The sequence below is a fragment of the Ferrimonas lipolytica genome (assembly GCF_012295575.1).
GTDB lineage: Bacteria > Pseudomonadota > Gammaproteobacteria > Enterobacterales > Shewanellaceae > Ferrimonas > Ferrimonas lipolytica.
The window spans coordinates 2,464,885-2,480,863 of sequence record NZ_CP051180.1 but is presented as its reverse complement, the minus strand read 5'-3'; the positions used below and the strand labels follow the sequence as shown (position 1 = coordinate 2,480,863).

Below are 15,979 nucleotides of genomic sequence, written 5' to 3'. Positions count from 1 at the left end.
TTGGCTGATCAATGGTGCTTAATCGGCGTTTCTAACTCACTTAGAAGTTGCGGATCATCATAATGTTCGCACCCGTTAGCTTGTTGTCGTAAAAATCGATATCTGAGTTAGATTTCACGTAAGTGGCCCCTAAGCGGAGATCCCACTTATCAAGTTCAAACGGTTGGTGGATAAACATCATAGCGTTGAAACCAAAGTCTTTAGCATCGGCTTCTTCATCGTAGATTGGGTTCGCATGATCGTAATCCCGAATGCCCATGTAGCCAGATAATGTCAGCGTATAACTTGGGTTGAAGTATACGTAGGTTAGCTGAGCACCATAGGTTTCGCCCTGCTCAGGTTGACCATCGCGTTCACGGCTAACCAAGTTGATTGAGGGAAGCAACAGGTGGCGCTCATTGAGCATTAAGCGGCCATACAGCTCAAAATGGTGGTTTTTACCACTGCGCTGCAACTGTTTTTGCTCTTCTGGGGTCAGCATACCTTTAGCGACCAGATCGTCACCGGCACCTTCATCGTCGATATTGATATTACGATGGCTGTAGTTAAAGCCGATGTTGCTGCCCATAATTTGGTTCCACGATACGCGGAAACCGTTCGAGTTTTGCTCGGTGCGATCACGGCTGCCTTCGGTTTGGTATGGATCTACCCATACCTCGGAAGGGATCCCGGAGAACAACACACTGGCACTCATGGTGCCGACGCCGTCGAAGGTGTGCGCAACCCCTAGGCGTTGGGTCCAATCCAAACGGATACGGTCTTCAATTAAGTTACCCATTAAGATTTGGGTGTTTTGGTTATCGAAGGTGTAACGCAGATCGGCGGTAAACTCTGACATGCCATGGCTATTCTCGTGTGCTTGGCCATCAAGCGAGTTTACTCTTTCATCGCCCAGAGTTGCTTTACGGGTACCGGCGAAAAAGTTTGAGGTAAGTTGGTAGTAACCTGCACCAACACCAACATAACCGCTGAAACCTGGTTCTTTAGGCTGAGACATTTCATTGGCGGATAAGGTTAATGGTAGGCAGCAGGCTGCAGCCATTAGTACACAACGTTTCATTGATTCTCCACTCGGTATCGATGCAATTATATAGCGTCGAAGTATCGTCAAGTGATTAAGAAACAACAATAAATGGGTAAAATTTAGTGGTTGCTGATTCAACTCCAATACAAACTGTTATGACGAGGTAACAGTTTGCATTGCTAGAAAGGGTAATTAATTACGACGTTAACAACATTTGGCGGATAAGGTTATAACGCGCTAATTTGGGCTGTATACCAATTAAGTGTTGTTATTTCCAATGCTGTTAAAGCACCGGCTAGGGGATTTTTGATACAAGTGGAAAGCACTACCGCCGTTGATCTTTTGCCGCATTGGAGCAGTCCAGCGAAGCGTTTTGGACTGCGACCTAAGGCAAAGGGGGATTCCAAAGGTGGCGGAGCTCCCCCTTAATGCATATAAGAATGTGCCGTCACCACCGCGACATAGTCCCCTAAAAGCACCGCAATCGGTGAAGCCGAAGGCTTAAGATAAACTTCAACAGCTAACTACGACACAGCCCTAATTTGTGCCACAGTGGGATTAACGGATACAAGAGCTGTATCGAAATGAGTCTGTAAGGAGACAACATGGCTGGAGCAAGTTTGCTCACACTATTAGATGACATTGCCGCGTTATTGGATGATGTAGCAGCAATGAGCAAGGCGGCGGCTCATAAAACGGCTGGAGTGCTGGGAGACGATTTAGCGGTTAACGCTGAACAGGTGTCTGGGGTTAAAGCCGACCGAGAATTACCGGTGATCTGGGCGGTTGCCAAGGGTTCACTACTTAACAAGGGGATCTTGGTTCCGGGGGCATTGGCCATCAGTGCCTTCATCCCCTGGCTGATTACCCCACTATTAATGTTAGGTGGCTTGTTTCTCTGCTTTGAAGGGGCTGAAAAGCTGATTGAGATGAAACAAGGCGGGCACAAGCGCAGCGTGGGGGAGGTCAACGAAGCGGAGAAGATTAAAGGCGCGATTCGCACGGACTTTATTCTATCGGCGGAGATCATTGTGCTTACGCTCGGGGTCGTTGCTGCTGCGCCGTTTATTACCCAGTGTGTCACCTTAATCACCATGGCTATCTTGGTTACGGTTGGTGTGTATGGCTTTGTCGCTATCATCGTTAAGATCGACGATGCCGGGCTCTATCTTACTCAACGTGACGGTAAAGCCGTACTGCAAGGGATTGGTCGAATGTTACTAAGCCTTGCGCCGAAGTTGATGAAAACACTCAGCTGGGTTGGCACCATTGCCATGTTTTTAGTTGGCGGTGGGATCTTAGTTCATGGCGTGCACAGTGTTGCGGTATTGATTGAATCCACCGCAGAGTACAGTGCTGACATTCCTACTATTGGGGTAGTGCTATCGACCTTAGTGCCAACGCTACTCAATGGCTTGGTCGGAATTATTGCCGGTTTTATTACCGTGTTTGTGGTTAGTAAGTTTCATCACCAAAGCGAGTAACGGTATGACTAATTACTATTATCAGGGACGTTTTCAGGTTGTGACTGACGGCGATGCGATTCGACCACGGCATTGCCATTAAAAACGGGGACTCGATTGAGTCCCCGTATTGTTAGAGCGGCTTTGGTTTACTTGGCTGGTATCGCTTTCAATACCGCCAATAACAGTTGCCAGTATTTACCAACCGAAGCGATCTCAACCTTCTCGTCTGGCGAGTGCGGGAAGCAGATGGTTGGACCAATCGATACCATGTCCATCTGTGGGTACGGCTTCTTGAATAGGCCACACTCCAGTCCTGCGTGGATCACCTGGATGGTAGGGAGCTTGTTAAACATTCCTTCATAGGTTTCCCGCACAACCTGCATGATCGGTGAGCTCGGATCTGGATTCCAACCTGGGTACGCACCAGACAACTCGCAGCGGGCGCCAGCCAGCTGAGCCAACGCCTGCAGCTGCTTCTCTAGCATGCTACGGCCACTGTCGATGGTTGAACGAATCAAGCACAATACCGTTACTGTGTCGGCTTCAGTGGTAATAACACCAACGTTCAATGAAGTTTCAACAATGCCGGGGAAGGAGTCAGACATCCGCACCACACCATTGGGGGCGCTGTGTACCATCGCCAGCAAGGTTGCTTGGGCTGGCGCTACAAAGACTTGCTCAGCGGCATCGGTTTGCCCGAAGCTAAAGCTGATCGGATTCTCTACTGCACCCAGTTCTTGGTTTAGGCATTGCTCGAAATGCTCACACAGCTGTTGCAGCGGTTCTAATTGGCTCGGGGCCACTGCCACCGTTGCCCAAGCTTCACGAGGAATGGCGTTACGCAGGCTACCACCCTTCAACTCAACTAAGCGCAAGTCGAGTTCGGCGGCGTGGCCAAACAGAAAACGAGCCAACATCTTGTTGGCGTTACCACGGCCAATGTTGATATCAACGCCACTGTGGCCACCTTTCATGCCCGTTAGTGCTAACTGCACCGTGGTGTAACCTGCTGGAACCGCTTCGCGCGCTACCGGTAAGGTTAGCGATGCATCCACACCGCCGGCGCACCCCATGTAGACTTCGCCTTCCTCTTCAGAGTCGGTGTTGATTAGGATATCGCCTTGCAAAATGCCGGCTTGCAAACCGAAGGCGCCGGTCATGCCCGCTTCTTCGTCAATGGTCAGTAACACCTCAAGCGGGCCGTGCTCAATGTTGTTGTCTGCCAAAACAGCTAACGCTGAGGACATACCGATGCCGTTGTCGGCACCTAGTGTCGTACCGGTTGCCGTAACCCAATCGCCGTCGATGTAAGGGCGGATAGGATCACGGCCAAAGTCGTGCTCAGTGTCGCTGTTTTTTTGCGGCACCATATCGAGGTGAGCTTGCAGCACAACGCCTTTACGATTTTCCATACCAGTGGTTGCTGGCTTGCGAATGATGAGGTTGCCGACGGCATCCAGCTGGTTAGCGAGCCCTTGCTCATTAGCCCAGTTTTGAATGTGATCGCGCAAAGCGATCTCTTGCTTAGATGGATGAGGAATAGAACAGATGGTATCAAACCAACTCCACAACCCTTGTGGAGATAGAGAACTGAGTGCCGTCACGTAACGCTCCTATGCAAACGGGATCTGTAAAAAAACCACCACAGTCTATCACAGCGAGAAGGTGGCGGATGCGCCGCTGGCGGTGCTAAGGTGACTGCACCAACACAGAACAAGGATGGACACAGTGAGCAGACTGTTATGGCAAGCGGTAACCGATAAAGAAGCACTCTTTGCCGGCCAACATTGGGACGCGGTTGTGGTGATTAGTGACCGCTTTGAACTACGAGATTATCCCGAACTGCGACAACTCTTGCAGCACGGTAGTAGCATCGACAATCGCATTGGCAGCGAGCCAACGCTGCTATTAGCGCCGGGACTAGCTGGCGGAAGGTTGATCACCGCGCCTACCGGAGATCTCGCCAACGACTATGAAGACGTGCGTCGGTTTGCTGAAGCGGCACAAGCGGGGATCGGTATGGCGGTTCGTGCTGGTGCTACCTCGCCACTATTGATTGTCGACGAGCCAAGCGATCAGATGCGCTACGGCCGCGCTAGTGAAGTGGCGTTGATGGGGGCAGGGCATGAACTGTACCGACCATTCGACGCTCCGCAACTGGATGTCACCGTTGGGGTGCTAGGGCTTGAAGATGACCGTCGCGCCAATGCATTAGAATACGGTCGCATTGCCGCTCGTGATCTGTGTGGTGGTGATCCGGAGCAGATGTCACCGCCGGCGTTTGCCCAATATTGTGTTGATCTGTTTGAAGGCAGTGCCGTCAAAGTGTCGGTTGTCGATGATCGCGCAGCCCTCGACCGTGATTATCCGTTACTCAGTGGTGTTGCCCGTGCGTCTTATGGGGTTGCACGTCATGAGCCGCGGGTGGTGCGGCTTGAGTACGTTGGTGACGGTGCCATCAGCCGCAACTGGATGCTAGCGGGTAAAGGGGTCACCTTTGATACCGGTGGCGCCGATCTAAAGGTCGGTGGTGCCATGGCAGGCATGAGTCGAGATAAAGGCGGCGCTGCCGCAACCGCGGGACTGATGGCAACCTTAGCTCAGCTGCAACCAAAGGGAGTTCGGGTTATTGCTGAGCTTGGCTTAGTGCGCAATAGCATCGGTCGTGAAGCGATAGTGCCGGATGAGATCATCACCGGCCACGCCGGTAAGAAGGTTCGCATTGGCAATACCGATGCCGAAGGACGTTTGGTGCTGGCGGATCTACTGTCCCACCTGCGCGCTGATGCAGAGCAATACGACGATTCGATTCTGTTTTCGTTAGCAACCTTAACTGGGCATGTGGTGCGCAGCTATGGCCCATATAGTGCAGTGGTGGAAAACTCGGTGGCACGGGCTCAAGCCATTGGTGGCGAATTGCAGGCGATTTCGGAGATGTGGGGCGAACCGTTTGAGCTGTCTCGTTTGCGCCGTGAAGATTTCGCTCAGGTGGCGGCTCGTTCACCATCAGAGGATCTGCTCAGCTCAAATAATGGCGCTTCGGTCAACATCTCTCGCGGACATCAGTTCCCTATGGCGTTTCTGCTGCAAGCGGCGGGTTTAGATCAACATCAGTTGGGCAGCGATAAGCCATTGGCTTATCTGCATCTGGATATCGCTGGTAGCGCGGTAGAGAAGCGAGATCCCCTTTATGGCAAGCCAACCGCAGTACCAATGGCGACGCTATTAGCCAAGTTGTTGGATCACTAAAAATCACAACTTGTAATCAAATTACACAAAGGCGATCTTTTGGGATAAAGATCGCCTTTTTTCTTGTAATAAAATTACATTTTGATATGATGCTTTTCGTCGGCAGGGAGACACCCACCGACTGAGTTATGTCAGGACGACACGTAAACTCCACGGAACCGAGTAACCACGATGACTCCACGGAATTGAGATTTTTGCTACGGATTAGCACCTTCGATTTATGTCATCCAAATTACTGAATTTTTTAGGAGTTACCTATGAACATGTTTTCTTACGACGTTGCGCTTTACAACACTTGGTCTAACAACTCAACTGCTTGGACCAACGGCGGAATGTTCTCACTAAGCATCTAATCTGCTTAGTGTAATTTCCAGTTTAGCCACAGCGCTGAACTGCGCGGGGATAGCCCGTTTCATCATCATTGCTCTAACCGAGTATTTGTGGCTAGCACCGTTGGTGCTGGCCATTTTTTTTGCCTGTGTACTAATTAAGTGTTGTTGTTCTTTCTAATACAGTTAAAGCACCGGCTAGGCGAGCCCCGAAGCACTGCCGTCGTTGCTCTTCTGCCGCATTGGAGCAGTTCAGCGAAGCATTTTGGACTGCGACCTAAGGCAAAGGGGGCGGAGCTCTCCTTTGGGTGCCGTCGCCACCGCGACATCCTCCTCTAAAGCACCGCAATCGGTACAGCCGAAGGCTTGATAAAAACCTCAACACTTAACTGTGACACAGCCATATTTGAGGTTAATTAGCTCGAATACACATAGTGTTCTCTAATCCGAACAATCTTGAGCATAAAAGCCTATATAATCCTGCGCCATTCTGCTGGAGCGCAATGCTTCAAGCGAATGATTAATCGAATAAATATTTTATAACTCCTACTTGATATAGGTCTCAAAATGCTAGAAAAGCTGTTTCAGCTCACCGAGAACCACACCTCTGTTCGCCAAGAAGTGATTGCCGGTTTAACCACGTTCTTAACCATGGCCTACATCATTTTTGTTAACCCAGCGATGCTGGCAGACGCTGGCATGGACTCCGGTGCGGTGTTTGTTGCCACCTGTTTAGCTGCTGCTATCGGTTGTCTGATCATGGGCTTTGTGGCGAACTACCCTATCGCCCTTGCACCGGGTATGGGCTTGAACGCCTTCTTTACCTATTCCGTGGTATTGGACATGGGCCACCAATGGCAAACCGCACTGGCAGCGGTATTCTGCTCTGGTGTGCTATTTATGATTCTGTCGCTACTGAAAGTTCGCGAATGGTTGATGAACGCCATTCCGGTGTCAATCCGTACCGGTATTGCAGCGGGTATTGGTTTGTTCCTAGCATTGATTGGCTTGAAGAACGCTGGGGTGATTGTTGATAATCCAGCCACCTTAGTTGGCCTTGGCGACGTAACCAGTTTTGGTGTAATTATGGCCGCACTGAGCTTTGTGTTGGTTATTGCCTTGGTGAAATTTGGCCATCGCTCGGCAGTAATGGTTTCAATCTTAGCGGTAACCCTGCTTGCGGTTTTGGTTGGCGACGTCGACTACCGTGGTTTGGTGTCAATGCCACCGTCACTGGCGCCAACCTTGATGCAGCTTGATTTCGCTGGGGTGTTTGAAGTCGGCATGATCTCAGTGATCTTCGCCTTCCTGTTTGTTGACCTATTTGATACCTCGGGCACCTTGGTTGCGGTAGCGCAGCGCGGTAACTTGCTGGACAAAGAAGGCAAGCTGCCACGCTCGGATCGCGCCATGCTAGCAGACTCTACCGCTACCATTGCCGGTTCTATGATGGGTACCTCAACTACTACCTCATACGTAGAATCTACCGCCGGTGTTGCCGCCGGTGGCCGCACCGGTTTAACTGCGGTTGTGGTTGGCTTGCTGTTCTTGGCTTGTTTGTTTATTTCACCAATTGCCGGAATGGTGCCAGCTTACGCTACCACCGGTGCGCTGCTGTACGTTGCCATCTTGATGCTGTCTGGTTTGACTCAAGTCGAGTGGGATGACATCACCGAGGCGGCGCCGGTGGTTATCACTACCATTATGATGCCACTGACGTTCTCTATCGCTCACGGTATCGCCATTGGCTTTATCACATATGCAGCCATCAAGTTGTTTAGTGGTAAAATCAAAGACGTAAGCCCAACGGTCGCGGTATTGGCTGTGCTGTTTATTGTTAAGTTTGCGCTAACCTAAGCAAACTGGTTTGAATACAACGCCGCAGGTAAATCCCTGCGGCGTTGTTGTTTTTGCTGAATGCGAAATAAACAACATTGATAGTAATGCCATCGATTTGCAGGGTTGGTAGGCATTTTTGCTGTGTCTAGGGTGAGCTTAGACAGGACATCGGGTATAACTGAAGAATTGTCGGCAATTCATGCAGAGTCTGATGCAACACTCTTTCAAAAAACGTGTGGTAGTGAAGTTAGGTACCAGCGTATTAACTTCTGGCAGCCCTCGCCTTGACCGTGCCCACATGGTTGAGTTGGTGCGGCAGATGGCGCGACTGCATCGCGCTGGCCATGAGATTATCTTAGTTACCTCTGGCGCCATCGCGGCAGGCCGTGAGCATTTAGGTTTCCCCGAGCTCTCCGATTCAGTTGCCAGTAAACAGATGTTGGCCGCAGTTGGGCAGAGCCAGCTTATTCAAGCGTGGGAGCAGCTGTTTAACCTGTATGGTTTGCACGTTGGGCAGATGTTGCTTACTCGTGCGGATCTGGATGATCGCGAACGTTACCTCAATGCTCGCGATACCATGCAGGCGTTGTTGGACAATCGCATCATTCCGGTTATTAACGAAAACGACGCAGTGGCAACCATTGAGATTAAGGTTGGTGATAACGACAACCTATCGGCTTTAGCTGCTTTGTTGGCACAAGCGGATCTGCTGCTGTTGTTAACCGATCAGCAAGGCTTGTTCAGCGCCGATCCCCGTAACAATCCAGACGCCAAGTTGATTGAACAAGTCGATCTGATTGACGACGACTTGCGGGCACTTGCCGGTGGCAGTGGCACCAACCTTGGCACTGGCGGTATGGCCACTAAACTGCAAGCCGCTGACGTTGCCATGCGTGCCGGGGTTGAAGTGGTTATTGCCGCTGGCCATGCTGATGGTGTTATTGAGCAGATCTGCACTGGTAATGCCATCGGTACTCGTTTTAACGCCGCCGCTTCAGGGCTTGATGAACGTAAACGTTGGATCTTGGCGGGCCCCCCACCGAGTGGGCAACTCCGTCTGGATGACGGTGCAGTAAACGCCTTGTGTGGTAAAGGCTCGAGCCTGTTGCCTAAAGGGGTAACGGCGGTATTAGGCCAATTTAAACGTGGTGATGCGTTGCAGTTGCAAGATCAACAAGGCCGAGTGATTGGCCGCGGTATTGCCCGCTACCACAGCGACGAGATGATAAAGCTGCAAGGGCAACACTCGCGCGATATTGAAACCATTCTGGGCTTTAGCTATGGCCCAGTTGTTATCCATAGAAATGATTTGGTGGTGCTATGACTGCAAACCCATTAACGGCGATGGGCCAAGCGGCTCGTGAAGCCAGTTTTTCCCTATTAGAGCTTGGCAGCGCCGCTAAGAATGCTCTGCTAACAGCGATACGCGATCAGCTTTTAGCAAACCAAACGGCAATCATCGCTGCGAACGATCAAGATATGGCGCTGGCTAAGGCTAATGGCCTAGAAGCGGCGATGCTTGATCGACTGTTACTGAACGAACAACGCCTTAGCGCCATCTGTGCTGATATTGACACCGTCATTGGCTTGGCAGATCCGGTTGGCGAGGAGTTGGAAAGCCGGTTGCTTGATAACGGCATGCGCCTGTCTCAGCGTCGCATCCCGCTTGGGGTAATTGGAGTTATCTACGAAGCTCGACCAAACGTGACCGTTGATATCGCGGTGCTGGCGCTGAAAACCGGTAACGCAGCGATATTACGCGGCGGTAAAGAAACCATGCACTCGAACCGTGCTTTACTTGCTGCAATTCACACTGCACTGGAGAGCCACAACTTGCCTAAGCAGGCAGTGCAGCTGATCGATTCGCCTGATCGCGCTTTGGTTAGTGCGCTGCTGCAGATGGACGACTACGTTGATATGTTGATCCCTCGCGGTGGCTCCGGTTTGCATCAGCTGTGTAAGCAGCAGGCGCGGATGCCAGTGATCACCGGCGGTATCGGTATCTGCCACATGTTCGTCGATAAAGACGCTCAGCTTGATAAAGTCAGTGACTTGGTGATTAACGCTAAGGTGCAGCGCCCAACGGTATGTAACGCTTTGGATACGCTACTGGTGCACGTAGATGTGGCCAAACAGGTGTTGCCGCTGATTGAGCGAGCGATGAACTCACATGGTGTTGTCATGAAAGCGTGCCCTGAGGCATTACCCTTATTGCCGAGCGCAACGACCGCTGGTGTCGATGACTTCGACCAAGAGTGGTTAGGGTTAACTTTGGGAGTTAAGGTTGTCGCTGATGTGAATGGGGCAATTAGCCATATTCGTACTCACTCAAGCGATCACTCAGAAAGTATTTTGACCGATAACATCAGCACTGCAAACCGCTTTATTGCGGCCATTAACTCGGCGGCAGTATACGTTAATGCCAGCACTCGCTTTACCGATGGCAGTGAGTTTGGGTTAGGCGCTGAGGTTGCGGTGTCGACACAAAAACTGCACGCCCGCGGACCTATGGGGTTAAGCGCATTAACCACCTACAAATGGTTGGGACAGGCGGATTACCTAGCTCGTAGCTGATCCCAGTAAGATAAACAACAACGGCAACCTTAGGGTTGCCGTTGTTGTTTGTGGCTATCTGTTGGACTAATTGTGCGCATTGCCTGCGTTTTTGTATATTTGTGCAGATAAGATATGAATTGAATTTACTCGTTGGCATTGGCCAAACTGGTTTGGAATAGATCACTGATGACCAAAGAACTGCCGGTATTGCTGCGTTTTTCCCATCGCGTTGGGCTATTTGGCTTGGCGTTGATCGTCATAACGTGTGTTATTGCCGCAATCGTTTACCGTGGTGATGCCGGTGAAAACTTTAGCTTTCTTACCCACACACTGTCAGAGCTTGGGCGTTACCGCACCTCTGAATGGGCCTTGTTGGCTAATGGCGGGCTGTTTTTTGGTGGGCTGAGTTTGGTCGCCAGCTTTGCCATGCGATTATGGCTCGTGAAAGACAAAGAGATTAAGGTTGCCCTCTATTTATCTGGCATTGTGTTGTCGCTGATTATCGCCGGGGTAGGGTTGTTTCCCATTAATGTCGGCAGTTTACATGCGGGCACGGTTGTCGCTTTTTATTTGGTATCGCCAATCTGCGCTGTGCTGTACTGCGTTAGCCTATGGCGAGAGAAAGCCTTTCTGTGGGGTATTATACCTGCTGTTTTGACCTCCTATTTTGCTATCGATGCCTTTAGTTGTGCCTGCGGAGAGCTGTTGTTGATGGATCGTTATGCTTTTGGCTTGTTTGGTGATGCTCGTCCGGATATCTGGTGGCCAGCGGCGCGTTCTTGGCTATTGTTGTTTAGCGTTGGTGGTTGGTTGTTCTTCACTCTTGGGGTATTGCACCGCGACGACGAATAATCGCCACGGCGCAGGTTTAGGCTGTGTCGTAGTTAGCTGTTGAAGTTTATCTTAAGCTTTCGGCTTAACCCCTTGTATCGGCGCTCGCCTAGCCGGTGCTTTAACTGTATTAGCAAGAACAACACTTAATTGGTACCCAGCCCAGGTTTATGGCTAATGCATTAGCAAAGTTGTCAGAGGCATCAGTCTGCGCACAACCCTTCAGCGATGCCGCCGCGGCTCCAGAAATCGCCTCGCCCTGGTAGTGGTGCAGCAAACTCATGTTGTTCAATTGCGATCGCTGCTGCTAGAGCATCTAACCACTCGCAATTATCCAATGATTTTGGACATATTCGTAGCCACTGCACGCCAACGTGGCGTAACTGCTGTAGCTGTGATAACAGATCCCAAGGCTCTGCGCTGTGCAGTTGGGTACCGTTAATGGTAAACATCGGCTGGTTGATTAGTGAATCGGCCTGCTCTGCCCCGGTCTCCTGACACACTTTCAAACACTGCTTACGATTGCGGCCGTGCACACGCGCAGTACTGCATCGTGCCGAAACCGCCAGCAGCGGATATCCCCAGCCCAGCAACTCCAGTTCGAATTGGTCGCGAATACCAAGCTGATCAGCTTGGTCCATCAAGGCTTGCAGCGTTGCTGCCGGCATCTCAAGTGGAGGCTGATATCCAACCATGCCAAGGCTTAGCAACCAGTTTAAGCTGGCGCCGTTATAAATGTTAAGGCCACTGCCGGCAATAAACGGTAGCCCGTGTTTGTGGGCAAGGGATACGGCGGCCATATCATTGGCTTCAATAATGACATCAGGCAGGCTGACCAGTTGCTGTAATAACTCCAGATCACGTTTACTGGCAGCAAGGTTGAGGCTCGATAACACCACCTGTTTGCCTTGTTTAGCGAAATATTGGCAGATCTCCGCGAGTTGTCGTGGTGACAATCGGTCGCGTTGGCTGCAAACCGTTTCCCCCATGTAGACTCGCTCAACTGGCAAAGTGGTAATTTTGTCTATCTGTTGCTGTTGTTGCTGACGTGACATTGGCCAGCAGTTAGCCGTGATGCTTAGTTTCATTGCCAGCCCTCCATGTACGGACCCGTGGTAAGGGTTTGCCCTTCCGCCAACAGTCGTAACTGCTCCTGCCATTTGGGATCCATGCGGTAGCCCTTGCCTTGATGGCAGTGCTGATCGATGGCTTGGCGCCACACTTTGGTGATCGATTGACTGTATGCGGCGCTGCGTTGACGCCCTTCAAGCTTAAGTGCACTGATTCCAGCTTTGGCTAAGCGAGGTAACAGCGGCAGGGTGGAGAGGCCACAGGGCGAACAGATTGGGTGCTGGGTACTGGCACCGACGTGATAACGACCTTTACACACGGTTGGGTAGCCTCCGGCTTCGCCTGCGGGGGCACGCTCTAACAGGTTCTCCCCAAGCCAAGCCTCTCGGCCTTGGTCGGTCTCAAGCCAGCGCACTTGTTCTGCTGGCGAACAAGCACCACCGCTATTGGGGCTTTGGCCGCTAAACCAAGTAGATAGCTGACAACGGCCTTCGGCCATGACACAGAGGCTGCCACTGGCAAACACTTCTAACTCGACCGGAGAATTGGCTGCTATTCGTTCAATCTGCTGTATCGACAGCACCCGCGGCAGCACCGCTCTAGTGATACCGAAGTGTTGATGGTACAGCTCTAGGCTCGGTAAGCTGGCGGCACTGGCTTGAACTGAAAGGTGACGTTCTAAGTTGGGATGTTTGTGTTGGGCGTATTTGAGCAAGCCGGGATCGGCCATTATCACCGCACTTACTTGTGCTTCAGCAGCGATATCGATAGCTCTGTGCCAGCGGGCCTCTTGACCTGGACCTGGGTAGGTGTTGATGGCAACGTAGAGTTTACGCAGCCGATGTTGGCATAGTTCACTGGCCTCAAGCAGTTCATCCGCTTGAAAGTTTAGTCCAGCAAAGCGACGGGCATTGGTGTCGTCCTTGAGTCCAACGTAGATGGCGTCAGCGCCGGCATCTAGAGTTGGCATAACACCTGCGAAGTTGCCTACAGGAGAAAGCAGTTCCATATCTGTTTGTAGTTTCTTGCCGTTAAGTTAAAGAAACATTACATGGCTACAGTAATCATTACTTTGAACTAGCGCAGAACTTTGTGACCTCGGCCACGCTACAATGCGTTTTTTAGACGTTGGAAGTTTACTATGTTCCGTCCTCCGTTACTGTTGTTAACAACTACGGTGCTACCGCTGTTGCAGCGGCACTTTGAGCAACCAATTCATAATGGTGAATTGGATTTTTTGTTAGGGCGTCGGATTGAACTTCGGGTCGATGGAGCGCCATGGCCAGTGGCACTCACGTTGCGCGGCGAACAGCTCGAACTGCAATGGCCAGAACCACAATGTGATGCCATATTCGGTGGCTCAATTAAGGCGATGGTGATGTTGGCGTTTGGCCAAGCTGACGGTGATGCGCTGTTTTTCCAACGTAAGCTGACGATGGAAGGGAATACGGCTTTGGCGCTCGAGGTAAAAAGCGTCTTGGCGCGTTATCCGCTGCCATTAAACCTGTTGCCTTACTTTCTTCCGCCTAAGCCAGAGCCGTTAAGCTTCTAAATCGATAGATACAAAAAACGAGAGCAGATGCTCTCGTTTTTTTAGGCTGTGTCGTAGTTAGCTGTTGAAGTTTATCTTAAGCCTTCGGCGTCACCGATTTCGGTGCTTTTAGGGCGGTGGCGACGGCATATTGTTGTATGCATTAGGGGGGGAGCTCCGCCCCCTTTAGAATCTAGGTTGCCGTCCAAAACGCGTCGCTGAACCGCTCCAATGCGGTAGAAGAACAACGGCGGTAGTGCTTTGCCCTTGTATCAACACTTAGTTGGTACACAGCCTTTTTTATGCAGCTTGATGCTATGCCTTGCCAGTCAAAATCATAAATTTAGCCAGCAGGGTATCCTGATCTTCAGCGTGTTTAGGATCCGGATCGATACAATCGATAGGACAAACGCTTACACAGGTTGGTTTGTCATAGTGGCCAACACATTCGGTACATAGATTTGGGTCGATCTCGTAGATCTCCTCTCCCATGCTGATCGCTTGGTTAGGACACTCCGGGTCGCACATGTCGCAGTTAATGCAGGTGTCGAGAATGTATAAAGCCATATCAATAAGTTACGTTTTGTTAAGGGATGACGCTGGTCAATTACTGCTATTGTCGCAAATTTGGCGATAGCGTTCTTGAATATCGCTTCAATAAAAACGCCAGCTACGGATAGCTGGCGTTGGTCGTCGTACTCTGGTCGACGATTTAAGCCTTAGCTGCTGCCGTTTGCGGGTTACGCGTAGTTTGGCCTTCGTCGAAGTTACGCATCAAAATCGCGTGGTTTAGATCCAGCTCTTCTGGCAACGGCAGGTACATGGTGTGGCCATTGCCAGGGGCAACGTCAACACTTTGGCCTTTGCGGTTTTCGATGTGGCCCAGCTGGAGGTTGAGGTTACCTTGTGGGGTCATCAACTCGACACTGTTGCCAACTTCAAAGCGATTCTTCACCAGCACTTCTGCTAAGCCTTGCGCGTTACGCTCGCCGGTTAACTCGCCGACAAATTGCTGCTTTTCACTGATGGAGTAGCCGTAGTCGTAGTTCTGGTACGCGTCGTGAGTGTGACGGCGTAAGAAACCTTCGGTGTAACCGCGGTGGGCTAGTGATTCCAAACCATTCATCAGGTTGGGATCAAATGGGCGGCCAGCGGCGGCATCATCAATAGCCTTGCGGTAGAGTTGAGCAGTACGAGCAACGTAGTAGAAGCTCTTGGTACGGCCTTCAATCTTGAGTGAGTGTACGCCCATTTTGCTCAACCGCTCTACGTGTTGAATCGCACGCAGATCTTTTGAGTTCATGATGTAGGTGCCGTGCTCATCTTCAAACGCTGGCATATACTCGCCAGGACGGTTGGCTTCTTGCAGCAATACGACGTCGTCGATTGGTTTGCCAGCGCCTAGGGTTGGTTCTACCGGTTGCTGTACTGCAACCACGTCACCGGCTTCGTTCTCTTTGGCTTCATGCACGTCGTACTTCCACCGGCAAGCGTTGGTGCAGGTGCCTTGGTTCGGGTCGCGTTTGTTGATGTAGCCGGATAGCAAACAACGGCCTGAGTAGGCCATGCATAAGGCGCCGTGAACAAACACTTCCAGCTCCATCTCAGGACAGTGCTGTCGGATCTGTTCAATCTCATCCAATGATAACTCGCGGGATAAAATGGTGCGCTCGATACCTTGGCGCTTCCAGAATTCAACGCTAGCCCAGTTTACGGCGTTGGCTTGTACCGATAGGTGCAGCGCCTGCTCAGGCCACTTGTCTTTCACCATCATGATTAAGCCCGGATCAGACATGATCAGTGCGTCTGGCTTCATCTCAATTACTGGCTCAAGATCGCGAATAAAGGTCTTCAGCTTGGCGTTATGCGGCGAGATGTTGGAAACCACGTATAACTTCTTGTCTTGAGCGTGGGCTTCTTCGATGCCGGTTGCCAAGTTATCGAGGTTAAAGTCGTTGTTTCTCACTCGTAAGCTATAACGAGGTTGACCTGCATACACAGCGTCTGCGCCATACGCAAAAGCGTAACGCATATTCTTGAGTGTCCCAGCAGGGGAGAGGAGTTCGGGTTTAAACATGGTGGT

The 15,979-nt window shown here is 51.1% G+C and carries 13 protein-coding genes; 7 read left to right on the top strand and 6 right to left on the bottom strand.

The window, feature by feature from the left end:
* Positions 1-40: 40 nt before the first annotated feature.
* Positions 41-1,060 carry a DUF2860 family protein gene (locus tag HER31_RS11335; RefSeq protein WP_168660683.1) on the bottom strand — a complete coding sequence of 340 codons (1,020 nt, stop codon included), beginning with the start codon at positions 1,058-1,060 and terminating at the stop codon, positions 41-43.
* A 569-nt stretch (positions 1,061-1,629) separates the two neighbouring features.
* Here HER31_RS11335 and HER31_RS11330 point away from each other — a divergent pair.
* Entirely contained in the window at positions 1,630-2,508 is an 879-nt protein-coding gene (locus tag HER31_RS11330) for a DUF808 domain-containing protein (RefSeq protein ID WP_168660682.1), read from the top strand.
* Positions 2,509-2,636: 128 nt separating this feature from the next.
* Here HER31_RS11330 and HER31_RS11325 read toward each other — a convergent pair whose 3' ends face one another.
* Positions 2,637-4,094 (bottom strand): aminoacyl-histidine dipeptidase, encoded by a 1,458-nt coding sequence (locus HER31_RS11325; RefSeq protein ID WP_168660681.1) that lies wholly within the window; start codon positions 4,092-4,094, stop codon positions 2,637-2,639.
* Between the two features lie 115 nt (positions 4,095-4,209).
* Here HER31_RS11325 and HER31_RS11320 point away from each other — a divergent pair, with 115 nt between their 5' ends.
* From HER31_RS11320 to HER31_RS11300, 5 genes are all read left to right on the top strand, one after another.
* Positions 4,210-5,739, top strand: a complete 1,530-nt coding sequence (locus HER31_RS11320; RefSeq protein WP_168660680.1) for a M17 family metallopeptidase — start codon at positions 4,210-4,212, stop codon at positions 5,737-5,739.
* A gap of 896 nt (positions 5,740-6,635) precedes the next feature.
* Positions 6,636-7,925, top strand: coding sequence for an NCS2 family permease (locus HER31_RS11315; RefSeq protein WP_168660679.1), 1,290 nt, complete (start codon positions 6,636-6,638; stop codon positions 7,923-7,925).
* 193 nt (positions 7,926-8,118) lie between these two features.
* On the top strand, positions 8,119-9,231 hold the full coding sequence (gene proB / locus HER31_RS11310; protein ID WP_168660678.1) for a glutamate 5-kinase: 1,113 nt from the start codon (positions 8,119-8,121) through the stop codon (positions 9,229-9,231).
* Positions 9,228-10,481, top strand: a complete 1,254-nt coding sequence (locus HER31_RS11305) for a glutamate-5-semialdehyde dehydrogenase (RefSeq protein WP_168660677.1) — start codon at positions 9,228-9,230, stop codon at positions 10,479-10,481. The genes proB and HER31_RS11305 overlap by 4 nt, the downstream gene beginning before the upstream one ends.
* Before the next feature lie 168 nt (positions 10,482-10,649).
* Positions 10,650-11,315 (top strand): DUF998 domain-containing protein, encoded by a 666-nt coding sequence (locus HER31_RS11300; protein ID WP_168660676.1) that lies wholly within the window; start codon positions 10,650-10,652, stop codon positions 11,313-11,315.
* Positions 11,316-11,497: 182 nt separating this feature from the next.
* On the opposite strand, the gene HER31_RS11295 is transcribed toward HER31_RS11300, so the two are convergent.
* Both HER31_RS11295 and ubiU read right to left on the bottom strand, forming a co-directional pair.
* Positions 11,498-12,382, bottom strand: coding sequence for a U32 family peptidase (locus HER31_RS11295; protein WP_168660675.1), 885 nt, complete (start codon positions 12,380-12,382; stop codon positions 11,498-11,500).
* The gene (gene ubiU, locus HER31_RS11290) at positions 12,379-13,374 is read right to left on the bottom strand and encodes a ubiquinone anaerobic biosynthesis protein UbiU (RefSeq protein ID WP_168660674.1); all 996 of its coding nucleotides are present in this window, start codon (positions 13,372-13,374) and stop codon (positions 12,379-12,381) included. The genes HER31_RS11295 and ubiU overlap by 4 nt, the downstream gene beginning before the upstream one ends.
* A gap of 132 nt (positions 13,375-13,506) precedes the next feature.
* Here ubiU and ubiT point away from each other — a divergent pair, with 132 nt between their 5' ends.
* Positions 13,507-13,917 (top strand): ubiquinone anaerobic biosynthesis accessory factor UbiT, encoded by a 411-nt coding sequence (gene ubiT / locus HER31_RS11285; protein WP_168660673.1) that lies wholly within the window; start codon positions 13,507-13,509, stop codon positions 13,915-13,917.
* 294 nt (positions 13,918-14,211) lie between these two features.
* Here the strand turns inward: ubiT and HER31_RS11280 are convergent, their stop codons facing one another.
* Together HER31_RS11280 and trhP are read right to left on the bottom strand one after the other, a co-directional pair.
* Positions 14,212-14,463 (bottom strand): YfhL family 4Fe-4S dicluster ferredoxin, encoded by a 252-nt coding sequence (locus HER31_RS11280; protein ID WP_168660672.1) that lies wholly within the window; start codon positions 14,461-14,463, stop codon positions 14,212-14,214.
* A 145-nt stretch (positions 14,464-14,608) separates the two neighbouring features.
* Complete coding sequence (trhP, locus tag HER31_RS11275; protein WP_168660671.1) at positions 14,609-15,973, bottom strand: prephenate-dependent tRNA uridine(34) hydroxylase TrhP; 1,365 nt, start codon at positions 15,971-15,973, stop codon at positions 14,609-14,611.
* Positions 15,974-15,979 lie beyond the last annotated feature (6 nt).